Source organism: Nocardioides convexus (genome assembly GCF_011090295.1).
This window is the reverse complement of sequence record NZ_JAAMYA010000001.1, coordinates 3,274,072-3,287,830: the sequence shown is the minus strand read 5'-3', so window position 1 is coordinate 3,287,830 and position 13,759 is coordinate 3,274,072. Positions and strand designations below refer to the sequence as shown.

Sequence of the window (13,759 nt, the reverse complement as noted above, 5' to 3'; positions counted from 1 at the left end):
GAGCAGGGATCGGGTGATCATCGGGTGTCTCCGTTGGTGCCGGTCAGCAGACTGCCGAGGGTCTGCAGCAGGTCGATCTCTATGCCCTCGAGTCCGGGGATGGGGATGTCATCACCGTCACCGGGCTCGCCGACGTTGATGCCCGGGACCAGACCCTGGTCCAGGCTGTCCAGGCCCAGCGCATTGAGGATCGGGGTGATCACCTTGCCGCACTGAGCGGCGGTGCCTCCGGCTCCGAGGATCGCGCCGCACAGCAGGCTGCGGGAGGCTGTCCAGCGCACTGAGGGTGGCGCGTCCCTTGAGCGCGGATCCCTCGACGATGTTGGCCAGGTTGATGAGCGCGTTGGTGCCGATGTGCAGCGATCCCGCCACCTCGTTGGAGCGGTCGGCTAGGGCGGCAGAGAGCAGGTTCACTTGGCGGACCGCGGTCGATATGCCCTTCCCGTTGGCGTCGAGGAAACCGCGCGTGGTCCGCAACGTCCCAGCGAGATCGCGCAGCACCGTGGTCAGCGCAAGCCGGTTGCGCTCTAGGACATCTCCGACGGCGTCGACTTCTTGGGCGAACCCGCGAACGGCTTGGTCGTTGAGTGCCAGGGCTCGGGTGAAGGTGTCGAGGTTCTCGACGGTGGCGAAGAGGTCGGACCTCGGGTCCGACAGGGCCGCGGCAGCGGTCCGCAGTCCCGCGATGGCACGCCGAAGGCTCCGTGGAGTTGCCGGCCTTGAGACTCTCGTCTAGCGCGACGACCGCTCGGGACAGGGCACCGCGTTCGGTACCACTTCTGGGACCCAGGACGCCGGTCAGATCGGTCAGTTGCTGCTTGACGTCGTCGAAGGTGACTGGTACCGCGGTGCGGTCGATGCCGATCTCGGCACCGTCCTGCAACTGCGGTCCGCCGGCGTAAACGGGCTCGAGTCTGGACGAACCGACCGCTGACAAGGCTGGGCGAGACGATCGCTGCCCGGGCGTCGGCGGGGATCGGCTGGTCGTCCTCGATGGTGAGAACTCGACCTCGACGCCGGTCTCCACCGGTGTGATCTCGCTAATGGTCCCCACGGGCACGCCCAGCACCCGCACGTCGTCTCCGACATAGAGCCCCTCGGCGCTGGTGAAGGTGACGTTGATCGTCCTATCGCCGCCGCGGATCAGCATTGTGACGGCCACGACCAGTAGGCCCAGGACGAGGAGCACGGCGAGACGGCGCACGAGGCCATCCTTGAACACGTCGGTCACGGCAGGATTCCAGACAGGATCGGCGCCAGGGTGGCAGGGTCGGTGAGGTTTTGGATGTAGGCATCGAACCAAGGACCGGTAGACGCGGCGTCGCCGAATGCTGTGGCGTAGCCCCGCAGACCGACCACGGTGTCCTGGATCGCCTTCTTGTTGCGGTTCAGAACACCGACGATGTCGTTGGCTTGGCGCAACGCAGGACCGATGACCCGGGCGTTCTCCTTCAATGCGGTGCGCAGGCTGCGTCGCCAGCGTCTGGGCGCTGCTCAGCAGGTCGTCGATGACACGCTGACGCGTGTCCAGGCTCCGCGAACAGGGACTCACCGGCCGTCAGCAGCGACGCGACCTGCCGGTCGCGATCAGCCAGGACGCCCGACACCCGCGTGGCTCGGTCGAGCAGGGTGGCTAGGCTGCTCGTCGTTGGCGGCGATCGCCCGGGAGATGTCGGTGATACCGCGCAGGGCCGGGCCGACAGACTCCTGGGAGCCCTCAAGGACCCCCGAAGCCTGGTCGATAGGCTCGCTGTAGGGCCTCCTTGTCGATCTGCCCGCTTTCGGTCGTGAGCCTGGTTGAGAGCACTGGTGATGCTGTACGGCGAGTCGGTCCGCTCGACTGGGATCGTGTCCCCGGCCTTGAGCTCCCCTCTGCCAGCCGGCACGAGACCGACCGCCGCGCGACCCAGAAGGGTCGTGGTGATGATGCGGGCCTCGGTCAGGTCGCCGAGACTCGACATCGGGGTCGGTGAGCGCCAGGTCGGCCTCCACGACACCGTCCTCGAGGCTCACCTCGCGCACCTTGCCGATGTCGGCACCCGACACCACCACCGAGTCCCCAGCACGCAGCCCCCCGCCTCGGCGAACCGTGCATGGATGACCTCGCTGTTGCCAACTAGGGGCAGCCGGTTGAGGTTGAGGCTGGCCAAGACCACAAGCACAAGGAACACCGTGCCCGACAGCCCAAGCCGAGCACGACCGTGTAGCAAGCCGCTCATCATCCTTGGCACCTCTCAGCATCGGGATTGATCCACGGCGTCAGGACCGGGACACCGGCAGCGACGTCGGTCTGGATACGGACCCCGCAGAGGAAGAAGTTGAAGAAGTTGCCGTACGAACCAGCGTTCTGCAGGCTTTGCGATAGTGACGAGGAAGGCTGCCGGAGCACCGCGACCAGGCTCGTCCTTCTCCAGGTTCAGACCGCGAGCCGCCACAGTGAGCGCGCGCAGGTCGGGGGTGAGATCGCCGCGCGCCCGGGCGACCAGGTCCGACGCCTCGCGAGCAAACTCGTCAATCTTGTCGGCCGCGATCAGGATCTCGGTGTCCTGCTCGTCGAAGCGAGTCAGCACGATGTCCAGCGCGTCGATCAACTCCCCGAGTCTCGTTGCGACGCCCGTCGACAGTCTGTAGGACCTCGTTGAGGTTGCCGATCACCTGCGTGATCAGTTGCTCGCGCTGAGCGATCGTGGAGGTGAAGGAGCCGACTCGGGTTGTCAGCGTCTCAACGGCCGACTCCTGTCCCTGCAGCACCTGCACCAGCTTGCTGGGACAACTCGTTGACCTGGGAGGGGTTGAGACCGGCGAAGAGCGGTTTGAACCCGTTGAGCAGGGTGTCGAGATCCAGCGCCGAGGCTGTGTTGGCGATCGGGATCATCTCACCCGCGGCCAGGCTCGGCAGCGCCCCTCTCGCTTGTGGTGGCCAGCTTGGACGATCCGGTCGCCGATGAGGTTGCGGTACTCGATCGTGGCCGTGGTCGCGCTGTTGAGCACGAGCGTTTCGTCGACCTCAAAGGTGACGACGACGGTGCTGTTCGGCTGGACGTCGATGTCGGTGACCTGACCGACCCTGACGCCGGCGGCCCGGACCTGGTCGCCCTTCCGCAGGCCCGATACGTCGTCGAAGGCGGCCTGGTAGGGGGTCGCTCCTCCGGAGCGGTACTCGCTGGTCACGGCTGCCACCGAGAAGGTGACGAGTGCCGCGACGATGAGGAAGATGACCAGCCGGATGAGGTCGGCCCGTTCCTTGAGACGCACCGGACTCGTCGCCACGTCAGCGACCTCCCATTCCCAGAATGTCGAGGATGTCGGCGGGCCCACGGGCTCCCGCGGCCGCTTCCTTGAAGGGGTTCACCCCGGTGTCGAAGGTCGGCTCGTAGGTCAGCGCGGCCTCGTCCGGAGTCACATAAGGCAGTCCGAAGCAGTTGGGCCCGCGGTTCTCGCCCAACACGTGGACGTCGGTCGCGTACTCGTAGGGCTCCCTGCCGCGGACCACGTGCGTGAAGGTCGTGATGCCAGGGTTGGTGCCTCCCACCGCGAGGCTCTGCGAGCTCGTTGCCCTTCGCCAGACCTTCGATAAGGCACGGCAACTCTGGGGAGTATCGCGCCAACGTCCCGGTCACGGGGTCGAGCAGCCGCAGCGACGTGCTGAGCCCCTCGCCGCTGTCCCTCAGCAGGGTGTCGCCCTTGCTGCTAAAGGAGGTGAGGCTCAACTCCAGGGCACGCAGCGAGGCCTGCTGCTGCACCAGCGTCTCCAGGGTCGTGGCCGCGCCGTCGAAGGTGGTGATGAGGTCCTCACGGGCCAGGTCGTACACCGCGGCCACGTCGTCGACACGGCGCAGGTCCTTGCTCAGGGCCGGCAAAGACGGGTTGAAGGAGGTCAGGTAGGTCTCGGTCAAGGTGATCAACTCTCCGAGCACCTCGCCGCGCTGGTCCAGGGTCCCCGCCACGGCGCTCAACGCCTCGCTGAGACTCGGCGGGCCGGGCGGCCTCGAGGACGGCGGTGAGGTTGGTGAACGTCTCGTCCACCTCTACGGTGGTAGCGGTCGCAGGGATGACGTCACCGGCATCGATCGGCTCGGCGCCTGCTCCCTCAGGAACGCTGAAGTCTGGACGTACTTCGCGCCGAACGCCGTGGGTGGGACGAGCCTGGGCGGTGACCTCACGCGGGATCGCCTCGGCTTCGTCCGGGTCGAGGCTCGAGGGTGATCTCCGCGCGGTCTCCATCGATATCGACGTCACCCACGGCGCCAACCTCGACACCGTAGAGCCTTCACCGGGGCACCCGGCGCCATGGTGATCCCGGCACGCTCGGCCTCAACAACTACATCGATGCTGGAATGGAAGACCCCGTTGTACTGCATGACGGTACCCACCATGATCGCCGCCACGAGAAGCAGCACGGTCAGGCCGGCCAGGAGCCTGCATGTCGATTCCTCGACTCTTGGACATGTCCTTCACCCCGCGATGTGGACCGACGGCCCGCCCCAGACGGCAAGCGCGAAGATCAGGTCGACGAACATGGTGGCGATCAAGGCCGAACGAACGGCCCGCCCCACCGCCTGCCCCACTCCCGCCGGCCCCCGCTGGCGCGGAAGCCATGGAAGCAACACACCGAGACGATCACCAGAGCCATGAGCAGGACCTTGATGCTGGCAAGAAACAGGTCGCCGGGCACGAGGAAGGTGTCAAAGTAGTGCTGATACGTACCGGGCGCCTGTCCATACCCGACTGTCACCACTAGCCGCGTGGCCAGCCAGCAAGACATCAGGGCGATCGTGAACAAGGGCACGACCGCGATCAGACCAGCGATGATCCGCGTGGTGACCAGGAAGGGCACCGGGTGGACCGCCATCACCTCGAGCGCGTCAATTTCTTCGCTGACCCGCATCGCCCCGATCTGGGCGGTGAAGCCGGCGCCGACCGTGGCTGTCAGCGCGATGCCAGAGATAATCGGGGCAACCTCACGGGTGTTGAAGTACGCCGAGAAGAAACCCGACAGCGCAGAGACCCCGATGTTGTCGAAGGAGGTGTAGGCCTGCAGGCCCACCTCGATGCCAGACGCGGCCGTCAGGAAGCCGATGACCAGGACGGTGCCCCCGATGAGGGCCAGGGCACCCGAACCGAGGGACACCTCGGCGAGCAGCCGGACGATCTCCCTCGGGTATCTGCGAACCGTGCGAGGCACGGCTCGATAGGCCGCCACATGGAACCCGAGTCTGGTCGCCGAGGTCGCGCAGAGCCTGGGCGGGCCGGAGCGCAAGCGCACCCCCATCCAGGAACCGTCGCGCCAGCGAGGTTGGGGCGTGGACCGCCATGTCAGGCTCCCAACTTTATCTGCAGGAAGAGGGCGCTGATCACGCTGTTGGCAGCGAACAGCAGCATGAATGCGAAGACGACGGTCTGGTTGACCGCGTCCCCCACGCCCTTCGGGCCGCCCTTCGCGTTCAGACCGAGGTAGCACGCGGTCAGACCCGCCAACAAGCCGAAGACCGCAGCCTTAATCTCGGAGGTGATGAAATCCGCGAGACCCACGAGCAGGGTGAGGTCGGCGACATAGAGGCCAGGCGTGGCTCCCTGGAGAATGACCGAGAAAATGTAGCCCCCCACAAGGCCCACCACGGTCACCATGCCGTTCAGCGCGACGCCGACCAGCATGGAGGCGAGGACGCGCGGCACCACCAGCCGCTGGATGGGATCGATGCCGAGGGTGACCATGGCATCGATCTCATCTCGGATCTTGCGCGAGCCGAGGTCGGCGCAGATCGCGGTAGCACCGGCGCCAGCCACCACCAGGACACTCACAATGGGCCCGATCTCACGGACCACCGCCACGGCCGCGCCCGCTCCCGCGAGGTCGACGGCCCCTATCTGGATGAGAAGTCTGGTTGACCTGGAAGATGATCACGACGCAGAAGGGGATCGCGACGAGGAGTGCCGGCGCGAAGGACACAGTCGTGATGAACCAAGCCTGCGACACGAACTCGCGGAACCGGAACCGGCGGGTGAACATCTGCTTGAAGACGTTGCCGGAGAACGCGTAGAAGTCGCCGAACGTCGTCAGGGCCTGAACGAAGATGCTCGCCCCCATGGCCGCCTTCGCGATCTTCCGCGAACTCGGCGTCATGCCGGATGGTCCCCGCCTTTCGATGTCCGGGGAGGGGGTCGTCGTCACCACTCGGCGACGCTGTCCATGATGACCTCGGCCAGCGCCCAGGTGGCCCGGCCGCGACAACGCTGAGGAGGGCCCCCTAGTCGACCTGCCATCTCGACACGGGTCACTCGGGCGGACCCCGGAGAGTGCCTCGCCTGCGACAGTCCTGTCGCGGCAGGTCCGACCCGAATGTTCATGCGCTGAGCCCCCTACTTTCGAGATGTGACCACCATTACAACCGCGAGGCAGTTCAGGCGTCTCGTGACAACCGCCTGTTTTTGTCTCTAGTTGTTGTAGTTTTGCACCATCATGAGCAGTCGCGACGAGACCGTGCCAAGGAACCCGACGGATCCGGTTCCGCGGGACGACGAATGGCTAGCGAAATTCGTTCTCGCCGAGTCGAACCCCAGCCGCATAGATGCATGGGTGAAGCGCACCGGCCAGAGGATCCTTGATGAGATCCCAGAGTTGGCGTCCCGCCCCGACCTCCCGCAGGAAATCGAGGAGGCGATCCGTGAGCACTGGATCTGCTTCCTCGGCCAATTGAACCAGCCACAGATGGCCTTCACCCTCGTCCCTGCCGCCGAGAGGATCGCTCACGGATCAGCCCAGACGTCGCTCCGGCTTGACACCCTCAACCGGATGTACCGCATCGCGCAAAACAGTACGTGGAGACTTCGTCACTGAGACCATCGCCGCGGTGGACGATGCCGGGTCCGATCGCACGGAGTTGCTCATCTTTCTGTGGCAGCGAGCGTCCGAGTGGATCGATCATTCCGTCAACGAAACCAGCCGGATATACCACGAGGCACGCCACCGCATTGAGGTCGGGAGGAACGCTCGCTATTTGGAAGTGGTCTCCCGGGTGCTGGAAGGCGAGGCCATGGACAGCGGGTGGCTCTCGTCCGAGCCTGGGGGGATACCCCATCAGCGGCTACCACACCGCGTTTGTCCTGGCCGCGGGCGAGCAGTTGAACGCTGCGGAGTCGCTCGAGGATTCGTGCCGAAGTCTGGCGGCCGGTGCCGGGACTCGGCCGCCGCTCGTAGTGCGTGCGGGCGGACGTCAGGCGTGGATGTGGGTTTCCACAAGTCGACGAGCTACCGGCCGACACGGAGTTCGTGCTCCCCGACGGACCTGCCGGAGGCCTGCGCGTCGTTGTCGGGCCAAGCAGGCCAGGACTGGGTGGTTTCGCCTCCTCGCACCTCCAGGCGCGGCGCACCCTGGATGTCGTGCATCCGGACAAGCGGGGTGTCTTCGTCTACGCGGATCACGAGGCACTCGTCCTCCTCGGGTGCAACGAGGAGGTGGACGACTTCGTGCGGCGCACGCTGGGCGGCTTGGGCGCCCCCTTGGACCACCAGGCCCGCCTCCGGCACACAGTGGCGACGTATCTGGCCCTGGGCGGTAGCGTCGATCGAACCGCAGCAGAGTTGGCCGTGCACCGCAACACCATCCGCTACCGCGTCCAGCAGGCGGCGCGTCTCCTGGGCCGGAATCTCGCGCCGACGAGCAGCGATGTGGCTATCGCCCTTCGTCACTTGGACCTGAGTCATGACGGGCAAGCTGCCAAACTGACCGGCGGCAACCAGGCTCGTAGTGTCAGGGCGGCCGAGGCAGGGCGGTCGCTCAGGCTCAGCCCGATCCACCGGCCGTGGCGGTTGGCGTGAGCGTGGCGTAGAACGAGAAATGCCCCTTGAGCAGGGACGATGTTGATTGCGACGTCAGCATCTGACCTACCCAAGGGGGCACTCGTATGTGAAACCTTCTCACACGATTCGGCCTGTCTTCGATGACCCGAGCCTGGTGTCGTCGGCTGGGCTGGTGTCGTCGGCTGGGCTGGTGTCGTCGGCTGGGCTGGTGTCGTCGGCTGGGCTGGTTCCGTCGTTGCGGTTGGCCGAGGCCGCTGGCCTTTACGACCTCCTGATCAGTGGGTTGTCGGTGCCCTCGGCCAACGCGGGAGCGAAGGCCGCCGCGGTGATCGGCGGGATGCTCGCCGGCGCCGACTCGATCGATGACCTCGACCTGCTGCGCCACGGCGGCATGGGCCGCCTGTTCGCCGGGGTCCGGGCGCCCTCGACGTTGGGCACGTTTTGCGCACGTTCACCCACGGCTACGTGCAGGCTGCTCGACAAGGTCAACGCGGGCCTGTCGGCCGGACTCGCCACGAGAGTGCCCGATCTGCTCACCGGGAGCGATGCCGACGGGGTCGCGTTCCTCGACCTCGACGACACCGTGCGTGAGGTCCACGGCTACGCCAAGCAGAGCGCGGCGTTCGGGTACAGCAAGGTCCGCGGCCTCAACATCCATCTCGCCGCCATCAGCACCCCGACCGCGGCACCGGTGATCGCCCGCGCCGGGCTCCGCAAGGGCAACACCGCCTCGGTCACTGGGTGCGGCAGGCTGCTGGGCCAGGCCATCACTACGGCCCGGGCTGCTGGCGTGGAGGGCCGGATCCTAGCCCGCGCGGACTCGGCCTACTCCGGGTGGGCGTCCGTCGGGACCGCGGTCCGGCACAAGGCGTGGTTCAGCGTGACCGCCCGCATGAACCCCAGCGTTCTCACCGCGATCACCAGCATCGACGAGGACGCATGGCAGGCCATCGAGTACCCAACGCGGTCTACGACGAGGCCGAACAGCGCTGAGTCTCTGACGCCGAGGTCGCCGAGATCGACTTCGTGGCGTTCACCGGTTGCCGCCAGAACCAGCACGTCCCGTGCCGCCTGATCGTTCGTCGCGTCAAGCGACCCCAGCCACTGGCCACGGACGGGACCAAGCAGCGCGAACTGTTCGCGACCTACCGCCACCACGCCTTCATCACCAACAGCACCCTGTCGATGGTCGAGGCCGATCAGCGTCATCGTGACCACGCCCTGGTCGAGCAGGTCATCGCAGAGTCGAAGTACGGCCCACTCGCGCACCTGCCGTCCGGGAAGTACACCGCCAACGCTGCCTGGGTCGCGGCCGCAGTGATCGCGTTCAACATCGCTCGCGCCACCGCCGTCGCCTCGTCGATGCAGACCGCCCGGTGGGCCACCGTGCGGACCAGGCTCATCAACATCCCCGCCCGGATCGCGACCACCGGACGGCGGCTCGTGCTGCACCTGCCCACCCGCTGGCCCTGGGCACGCGGCTGGGAGTTGCTGTGGTCGACCGCAACCAGCCCGCCAGCCCCGGAACACGGCCTGACCACCCCACGCCGGCGACGGCACGACCCGAGAACCCGACGTAGAAGAGCCGGCACAAGCCGGCAGTTCAGCCACGCCCAACGCCACGAGCCACTCGCAATCGACCGGAATCACCGACCACAGATCAACCGCGGTGGATCAGGGCTCAGACCTCGACGACCGTGAGGACGCCGTCGGCGTGCTGGCCGCGGAGCACCTTCTTGTCAGATTTGCCAACCGACGTCTTGGGCACCTCAGGCACAAAGCACCAACGCTCGGGCAGCCACCACTTGGCTACCTTGCCCTCCAGGAAGTCCCGCAGCTGCGAGGGGCCCACCTCGGTGCCCTCACGCCTCACGATCACGGCGAGGGGGCGCTCCTGCCACTTCTCGTCCGGCACGCCGATGACCGTTGCCTCCAGCACGTCGGGGTGACCGGCGAGCAGCAGTTCGAGTTCCACCGAGGAGATCCACTCGCCGCCCGACTTGATGACGTCCTTCGCGCGGTCGGTCAGGGTGACGAAACTGCGCTCGTCGATGCGTCCCACGTCCCCTGTGCGCAGCCACTCGTTGTCGAACCTCTCCGCGTCCTCGCCGCCGACGTACGATCCGGTGATCCATGGGCCACGCACCTGGATCTCCCCGACCGACTCACCGTCGTGCGGCACCTCGTTGCCCTCGTCGTCTACCAGCCGCACCTCGACCCCGGCGACCGGCCGCCCCTGCGAGGCCCGCAGCGCCCAGTGCTCCTCACCGCTCACCGACGCCGGGGGCCGCGCGATGGCAGCCAGCGGCGAGGTTTCCGTCATCCCCCAAGCCTGCACGATCTGCACGCCATACTTTTCCTGGAAGACCTGCATCAGGTGCAGCGGTACAGCCGACCCTCCGCATGCCACCAGCCCCAATGAGGAGATGTCTTGGCCGGGATTGGCCTCAAGGTAATTGAGTACGTCACTCCAGATCGTCGGCACGGCACCAGCGATGGTGGGACGCTCACTGGAGATGAGGCGGACCAGCGGCTCGGCCTGGAGGAACCGCTCGGGCATGACCAGGTCGGCTCCAGCCATCAGAGCCGCGTAGACCAGTCCCCAGGCGTTGGCGTGAAACATCGGGACGATAGCCAAGATCGCGTCGTCACCGCTGACGCTTAGCCCGTCGGCGGCACACGCAGCCATCGAGTGGAGGTACGTCGACCGGTGGCTGTAGGCGACGCCCTTCGGGTTTCCCGTGGTGCCCGAGGTGTAGCACATCGCCGCAGCGGAGAGCCTCATCGACCTCCGGCCATTCGAACGTCTCCGGTTGGCCTGCGATGAAGTCCTCGTAGGCAACCACGGTGAGGCCGTCACGCTGCAGCGGCGCGAGGTCGACGCCCCCCGTCACAACCACCGTGCGCAGTCGGGGGAGCCTGCGGCAGGACTGCCTCCAGGAGGGGGGCCAAGGTACCGTCTACAAGTACCACCCGGTCGTCGGCGTGATTGGCGATGTAGACCAGTTGCTCGGGGGTCAGGCGGGGGTTGAGGGTGTGCAGGACCGCGCCCATCGAGGGCACCGCGCAATAGGCCTCGACGTGCTCTTGGTTGTTCCACATGAGGGTTGCGACCCGATCGTCGCCCGTCACCCCACAGACGCGCAGGGCGTGGGCCAGCCTGCGCCGACCGGCGACCGACGTCTGCGAACGTTCCGACCTTGACCGAGCCGTCGATCTGGAGCGTACGGACACGTGCGGTGGCGTGCACGCGCGAACCGTGCCGCAGGATCGCGGCGGTCGTGAGGGGTATGTTCATCATGGTGCTCTGCATCGAGGTTCCTTCAGGTATTGGCGTTATTCGGCGCCGGGACGCGACGGCAGGCCCGCGCGTCGGGGGCCAAGAGATGGGACCTCAGGATGCGACGGGGGCATGGAGCCTGGGCCCGGTCGAAGTCGAGACCTTGGCCGATCGTTTGCTTGGCCTTCATGAAGTCCCGCGGTCGGTTCACGCAGTCCACGGCCAGCAGCCGGCCCTGCTGGAGGTAGTAGCAGGTGAAGTCGCGATCACGGGTGGGGTCGCCACTCAGAATGAGACTCGTCGTAACCGGTGTTCAATCCCGCGATCTGCAGGCTTGAGGTCGTACTGGTCGGACCAGAACCAGGGCAGCGCTGCGATAGGGCGCTCGTTGCCGCACAGCGTCGCGGCTGCCGTCTTGGCCTGCTCCCCGGCACTGGGCACGGACTCCAGCCTCACGAGCCGGTCGTAGCGAGCCATGCGGTGGCTGGCACAGTCACCGGCGGCCACGATCCGATGGTCGCTGGTGCGGGCGAGGTCGTCGATCACGATCCCGCTATCGACGTGCAGGCCAGCCTCGGCGGCCAACTCGGTGTTGGGAACCAGGCCCACACCGACGATGACGAGATCGGCGGAGATCCGCTCACCACCGGCCAGGACCACCTCACGGACGCGGTCGTCGCCGGCCATGGCCTCGACGAGGGCACCCGTCCGGATAACGACGCCGGCGTCGCGGTGGACGCGCTCATAGAACGCCGAGACCTCGGGTGCCGTGACCCGCGCGAGCACGCGTTCGGCTGCCTCCAGGATCGTCACCTCCAGGCCGAGGGCCCGCAGGGACGCGGCTGTCTCCAAACCGATGTACCCGCCGCCGACGATCACGGCGTGGCGACCCGCGGCCGTGGCCTCACGGATCGCCTCGACGTCCGCGAAGGTCCGCAGGTAGAAGATCCCCGGCAAATCGATGCCGGACACGGACAGGATGCGCACCCGGCCTCCCGTGCACAGGGCGAGACCGTCGTACGCCATAGCCTCACCGTCACTCAACACCACCTGTCGCGCCGAACGATCGACCTGCGTGACCGTCCCCCGCACGAGGCGGATGTCGTGCTTGTCGTAGAACTCCGCCTTGCGGATGGCTAACTCCTCCAAGCCTGCTCTTGCCTGTGAGGTAGGCCTTGGACAGGGGAGGGCGCTGGTACGGAAGCGCCGGCTCGTCACCGACAACGACAACCTCACCTGCCCACCCCTCCTGACGAAGGCTGGCTGCCAGCCTGGACACCGGCGTGGCTGCCACCGACGACCAGCGCCCTCCTCTCGGTCACGAGTCAGTCTTCGGGGTCAGTCTGGACCATCAGCGTGCTGATGCCGCGCACGAAGTTGGACTGGACGTACTCCGGCTCACCGACGACCTCGATCTTCTCGAAGCGCGGCAGCAGGCTCCTCCCACAGGATCCGCAGCTGCAACTCCGCCAGCCGGTTGCCCATGCACCGATGTACGCCAAACCCGAACGAGATGTGGTTACGTGCGTTTCTGCGGTCGATGATCAAGTCGTCCGGCCGGTCGAACACCCGCTCGTCGCGGTTTCCCGAGGCGTACCACATGACCAGTTTGTCGCCCTTGCGGATGAACTGGCCGTTGAGGACCGTGTCCTTCTTCGCAACGCGACGCATGTAGGCCAGCGGCGTCTGCCAGCGGATGATCTCCGAGACCATGTTGGGGATGAGGTCAGGGTTGGCCTTGAGACTTCTCGAACTGGTCCGGGAACCGGTTCAGGGCGAGGACGCCCCCGCTCATGGAGTTCCGAGTGGTGTCGTTGCCGCCAACGATGAGCAAAACGAGGTTGCCCAGGAACTCCATCGGACGGTCGATCAGGTCCTTGGTGTCCTCGTTGCTCTGCAGCATCGTGATGAGGTCGAATCCGGGCTCCTCGCCCGCCGCGAGCCGTGCCGCCTTGTCGCGCCACAGGGCACTTAGCCCTCGCGCCGCGTCCACGAACCCGCGGAACACCTCGTCGTTGTCCGACGGACCGCCGTTGGCCTGCTCCATGGAGCTGGCCAAGTCCGACCACTCCACCAACTTTCGGCGCTGCTCATAAGGGAAGTCCAGCAAGGTTGCCAACATCCGCGCAGTGAGTTCGATCGAGACGCGGTCGACCCAGTTGAAGGGCTCACCGGTCGGGAGGTCGTCCAGCACCTCTCGGACGCGGGACCGGATCAGTCCTTCCATCTCGCGCAGGTTCTTGGGAGCCTACGACGCCCTGGACGGCAGCGCGCTGGCGGTCATGCTTGGGCGGGTCCATTGCGATAAACATGGCAACATCCATGAATCGCGGAGGCTCGCCGATGATGATGAAGGGCTCAGCGGAGAAGGTCTCGTGGTCCTTGTCGACCGCGATGATGTCGGCGTGCCGGGTGACCGACCAGAAAGGTCCGAACGGGCTGTTGGCCTGGTAGTGGACGGGTGCCTCGTTGCGCACGCGCTCGAAGTATGACTGCCACTTGCCCTGACGGTAGAGGAACGGGTTGCTCAAGTCGATGTCGGCGAGGGCGACGTCCTCCACGGGGGGAAGGGGCTCCTCGACGAAAATCTTCTTCCCGTTGGTCCGTGTCACGAAGCGACGGGTCTTGTCGTACAGGTGCGCTCCGCGGATCTGGATCTCCATCGGGACGATGGACTG

Annotated in this window: 22 protein-coding genes and 1 pseudogene; 4 read left to right on the top strand and 19 right to left on the bottom strand. The window is 66.4% G+C overall.

The features are described 5' to 3' along the window. Nucleotides 1–117: 117 nt before the first annotated feature. The 12 genes and pseudogenes from G5V59_RS24595 to G5V59_RS24540 form a co-directional block, all read right to left on the bottom strand. Entirely contained in the window at nt 118–372 is a 255-nt protein-coding gene (locus G5V59_RS24595; protein ID WP_278258232.1) for a hypothetical protein, read from the bottom strand. Nucleotides 373–1,227: 855 nt separating this feature from the next. Beyond that, entirely contained in the window at nt 1,228–1,455 is a 228-nt protein-coding gene (locus tag G5V59_RS24590) for a hypothetical protein (protein WP_278258231.1), read from the bottom strand. Next, the gene (locus G5V59_RS24585; RefSeq protein WP_278258230.1) at nt 1,452–1,607 is read right to left on the bottom strand and encodes a hypothetical protein; all 156 of its coding nucleotides are present in this window, start codon (nt 1,605–1,607) and stop codon (nt 1,452–1,454) included. The genes G5V59_RS24590 and G5V59_RS24585 overlap by 4 nt, the downstream gene beginning before the upstream one ends. Then, complete coding sequence (locus G5V59_RS24580; protein ID WP_278258229.1) at nt 1,588–2,052, bottom strand: hypothetical protein; 465 nt, start codon at nt 2,050–2,052, stop codon at nt 1,588–1,590. The genes G5V59_RS24585 and G5V59_RS24580 overlap by 20 nt, the downstream gene beginning before the upstream one ends. Nucleotides 2,053–2,234: 182 nt before the next feature. Next, nucleotides 2,235–2,570 carry a hypothetical protein gene (locus G5V59_RS24575; protein WP_278258228.1) on the bottom strand — a complete coding sequence of 112 codons (336 nt, stop codon included), beginning with the start codon at nt 2,568–2,570 and terminating at the stop codon, nt 2,235–2,237. A 152-nt stretch (nt 2,571–2,722) separates the two neighbouring features. Further along, a complete protein-coding gene (locus G5V59_RS24570) occupies nt 2,723–2,875 on the bottom strand; it encodes a hypothetical protein (protein WP_278258227.1) in 153 nt (50 codons plus the stop codon). Beyond that, nucleotides 2,872–3,255, bottom strand: coding sequence for an MlaD family protein (locus G5V59_RS24565; protein WP_278258226.1), 384 nt, complete (start codon nt 3,253–3,255; stop codon nt 2,872–2,874). Before G5V59_RS24565 ends, G5V59_RS24570 begins: the two co-directional genes overlap by 4 nt. A 16-nt stretch (nt 3,256–3,271) precedes the next feature. Then, complete coding sequence (locus tag G5V59_RS24560) at nt 3,272–3,532, bottom strand: hypothetical protein (protein WP_278258225.1); 261 nt, start codon at nt 3,530–3,532, stop codon at nt 3,272–3,274. 260 nt (nt 3,533–3,792) lie between these two features. Further along, nucleotides 3,793–4,224, bottom strand: a complete 432-nt coding sequence (locus G5V59_RS24555) for a hypothetical protein (protein WP_278258224.1) — start codon at nt 4,222–4,224, stop codon at nt 3,793–3,795. A gap of 11 nt (nt 4,225–4,235) precedes the next feature. Continuing rightward, a complete protein-coding gene (locus G5V59_RS24550; RefSeq protein WP_278258223.1) occupies nt 4,236–4,400 on the bottom strand; it encodes a hypothetical protein in 165 nt (54 codons plus the stop codon). 128 nt (nt 4,401–4,528) lie between these two features. Next, nucleotides 4,529–5,131 (bottom strand): ABC transporter permease, encoded by a 603-nt coding sequence (locus G5V59_RS24545; protein WP_341351026.1) that lies wholly within the window; start codon nt 5,129–5,131, stop codon nt 4,529–4,531. Between the two features lie 185 nt (nt 5,132–5,316). Further along, a pseudogene (locus tag G5V59_RS24540) lies at nt 5,317–6,088 on the bottom strand (ABC transporter permease). Nucleotides 6,089–6,460: 372 nt separating this feature from the next. On the opposite strand from G5V59_RS24540, the gene G5V59_RS24535 reads away from it, so the two are divergent. The 4 genes from G5V59_RS24535 (at nt 6,461) to G5V59_RS24520 (ending at nt 9,502) form a co-directional block, all read left to right on the top strand. Next, entirely contained in the window at nt 6,461–6,838 is a 378-nt protein-coding gene (locus G5V59_RS24535; RefSeq protein WP_278258222.1) for a hypothetical protein, read from the top strand. A gap of 432 nt (nt 6,839–7,270) precedes the next feature. Beyond that, complete coding sequence (locus G5V59_RS24530) at nt 7,271–7,819, top strand: helix-turn-helix domain-containing protein (RefSeq protein ID WP_278258221.1); 549 nt, start codon at nt 7,271–7,273, stop codon at nt 7,817–7,819. 271 nt (nt 7,820–8,090) lie between these two features. Beyond that, the gene (locus tag G5V59_RS24525) at nt 8,091–8,876 is read left to right on the top strand and encodes a transposase (RefSeq protein ID WP_278258220.1); all 786 of its coding nucleotides are present in this window, start codon (nt 8,091–8,093) and stop codon (nt 8,874–8,876) included. Beyond that, nucleotides 8,828–9,502 carry a transposase gene (locus G5V59_RS24520; RefSeq protein ID WP_278258219.1) on the top strand — a complete coding sequence of 225 codons (675 nt, stop codon included), beginning with the start codon at nt 8,828–8,830 and terminating at the stop codon, nt 9,500–9,502. Before G5V59_RS24525 ends, G5V59_RS24520 begins: the two co-directional genes overlap by 49 nt. Here G5V59_RS24520 and G5V59_RS24515 read toward each other — a convergent pair. From G5V59_RS24515 to G5V59_RS24485, 7 genes are all read right to left on the bottom strand, one after another. Then, nucleotides 9,483–10,586: a long-chain-fatty-acid--CoA ligase gene (locus tag G5V59_RS24515; protein ID WP_278258218.1), complete on the bottom strand. Its 1,104-nt coding sequence runs from the start codon at nt 10,584–10,586 to the stop codon at nt 9,483–9,485. The genes G5V59_RS24520 and G5V59_RS24515 overlap by 20 nt on opposite strands. Before the next feature lie 71 nt (nt 10,587–10,657). Next, entirely contained in the window at nt 10,658–10,933 is a 276-nt protein-coding gene (locus G5V59_RS24510) for an AMP-binding protein (RefSeq protein ID WP_278258217.1), read from the bottom strand. A gap of 191 nt (nt 10,934–11,124) precedes the next feature. Beyond that, complete coding sequence (locus tag G5V59_RS24505; RefSeq protein ID WP_278260036.1) at nt 11,125–11,370, bottom strand: oxidoreductase C-terminal domain-containing protein; 246 nt, start codon at nt 11,368–11,370, stop codon at nt 11,125–11,127. After that, nucleotides 11,367–12,230: an FAD-dependent oxidoreductase gene (locus G5V59_RS24500; protein ID WP_278258216.1), complete on the bottom strand. Its 864-nt coding sequence runs from the start codon at nt 12,228–12,230 to the stop codon at nt 11,367–11,369. The genes G5V59_RS24505 and G5V59_RS24500 overlap by 4 nt, the downstream gene beginning before the upstream one ends. 249 nt (nt 12,231–12,479) lie before the next feature. After that, a complete protein-coding gene (locus G5V59_RS24495; RefSeq protein WP_278258215.1) occupies nt 12,480–12,794 on the bottom strand; it encodes a cytochrome P450 in 315 nt (104 codons plus the stop codon). Between the two features lie 13 nt (nt 12,795–12,807). Next, entirely contained in the window at nt 12,808–13,275 is a 468-nt protein-coding gene (locus G5V59_RS24490) for a hypothetical protein (RefSeq protein ID WP_278258214.1), read from the bottom strand. Next, nucleotides 13,250–13,744, bottom strand: a complete 495-nt coding sequence (locus tag G5V59_RS24485) for a hypothetical protein (RefSeq protein ID WP_278258213.1) — start codon at nt 13,742–13,744, stop codon at nt 13,250–13,252. Before G5V59_RS24485 ends, G5V59_RS24490 begins: the two co-directional genes overlap by 26 nt. Nucleotides 13,745–13,759: the final 15 nt, after the last annotated feature.

Coding starts and splice junctions, on each gene's coding strand:
- G5V59_RS24570 (WP_278258227.1), bottom strand. CDS start 2,875: ATGATCCCGATCGCCAACACAGCCTCGGCGCTGGATCTCGACACCCTG.
- G5V59_RS24555 (WP_278258224.1), bottom strand. CDS start 4,224: ATGGAGACCGCGCGGAGATCACCCTCGAGCCTCGACCCGGACGAAGCC.
- G5V59_RS24535 (WP_278258222.1), top strand. CDS start 6,461: ATGAGCAGTCGCGACGAGACCGTGCCAAGGAACCCGACGGATCCGGTT.
- G5V59_RS24515 (WP_278258218.1), bottom strand. CDS start 10,586: ATGAGGCTCTCCGCTGCGGCGATGTGCTACACCTCGGGCACCACGGGA.
- G5V59_RS24495 (WP_278258215.1), bottom strand. CDS start 12,794: ATGGTCTCGGAGATCATCCGCTGGCAGACGCCGCTGGCCTACATGCGT.
- G5V59_RS24485 (WP_278258213.1), bottom strand. CDS start 13,744: ATGGAGATCCAGATCCGCGGAGCGCACCTGTACGACAAGACCCGTCGC.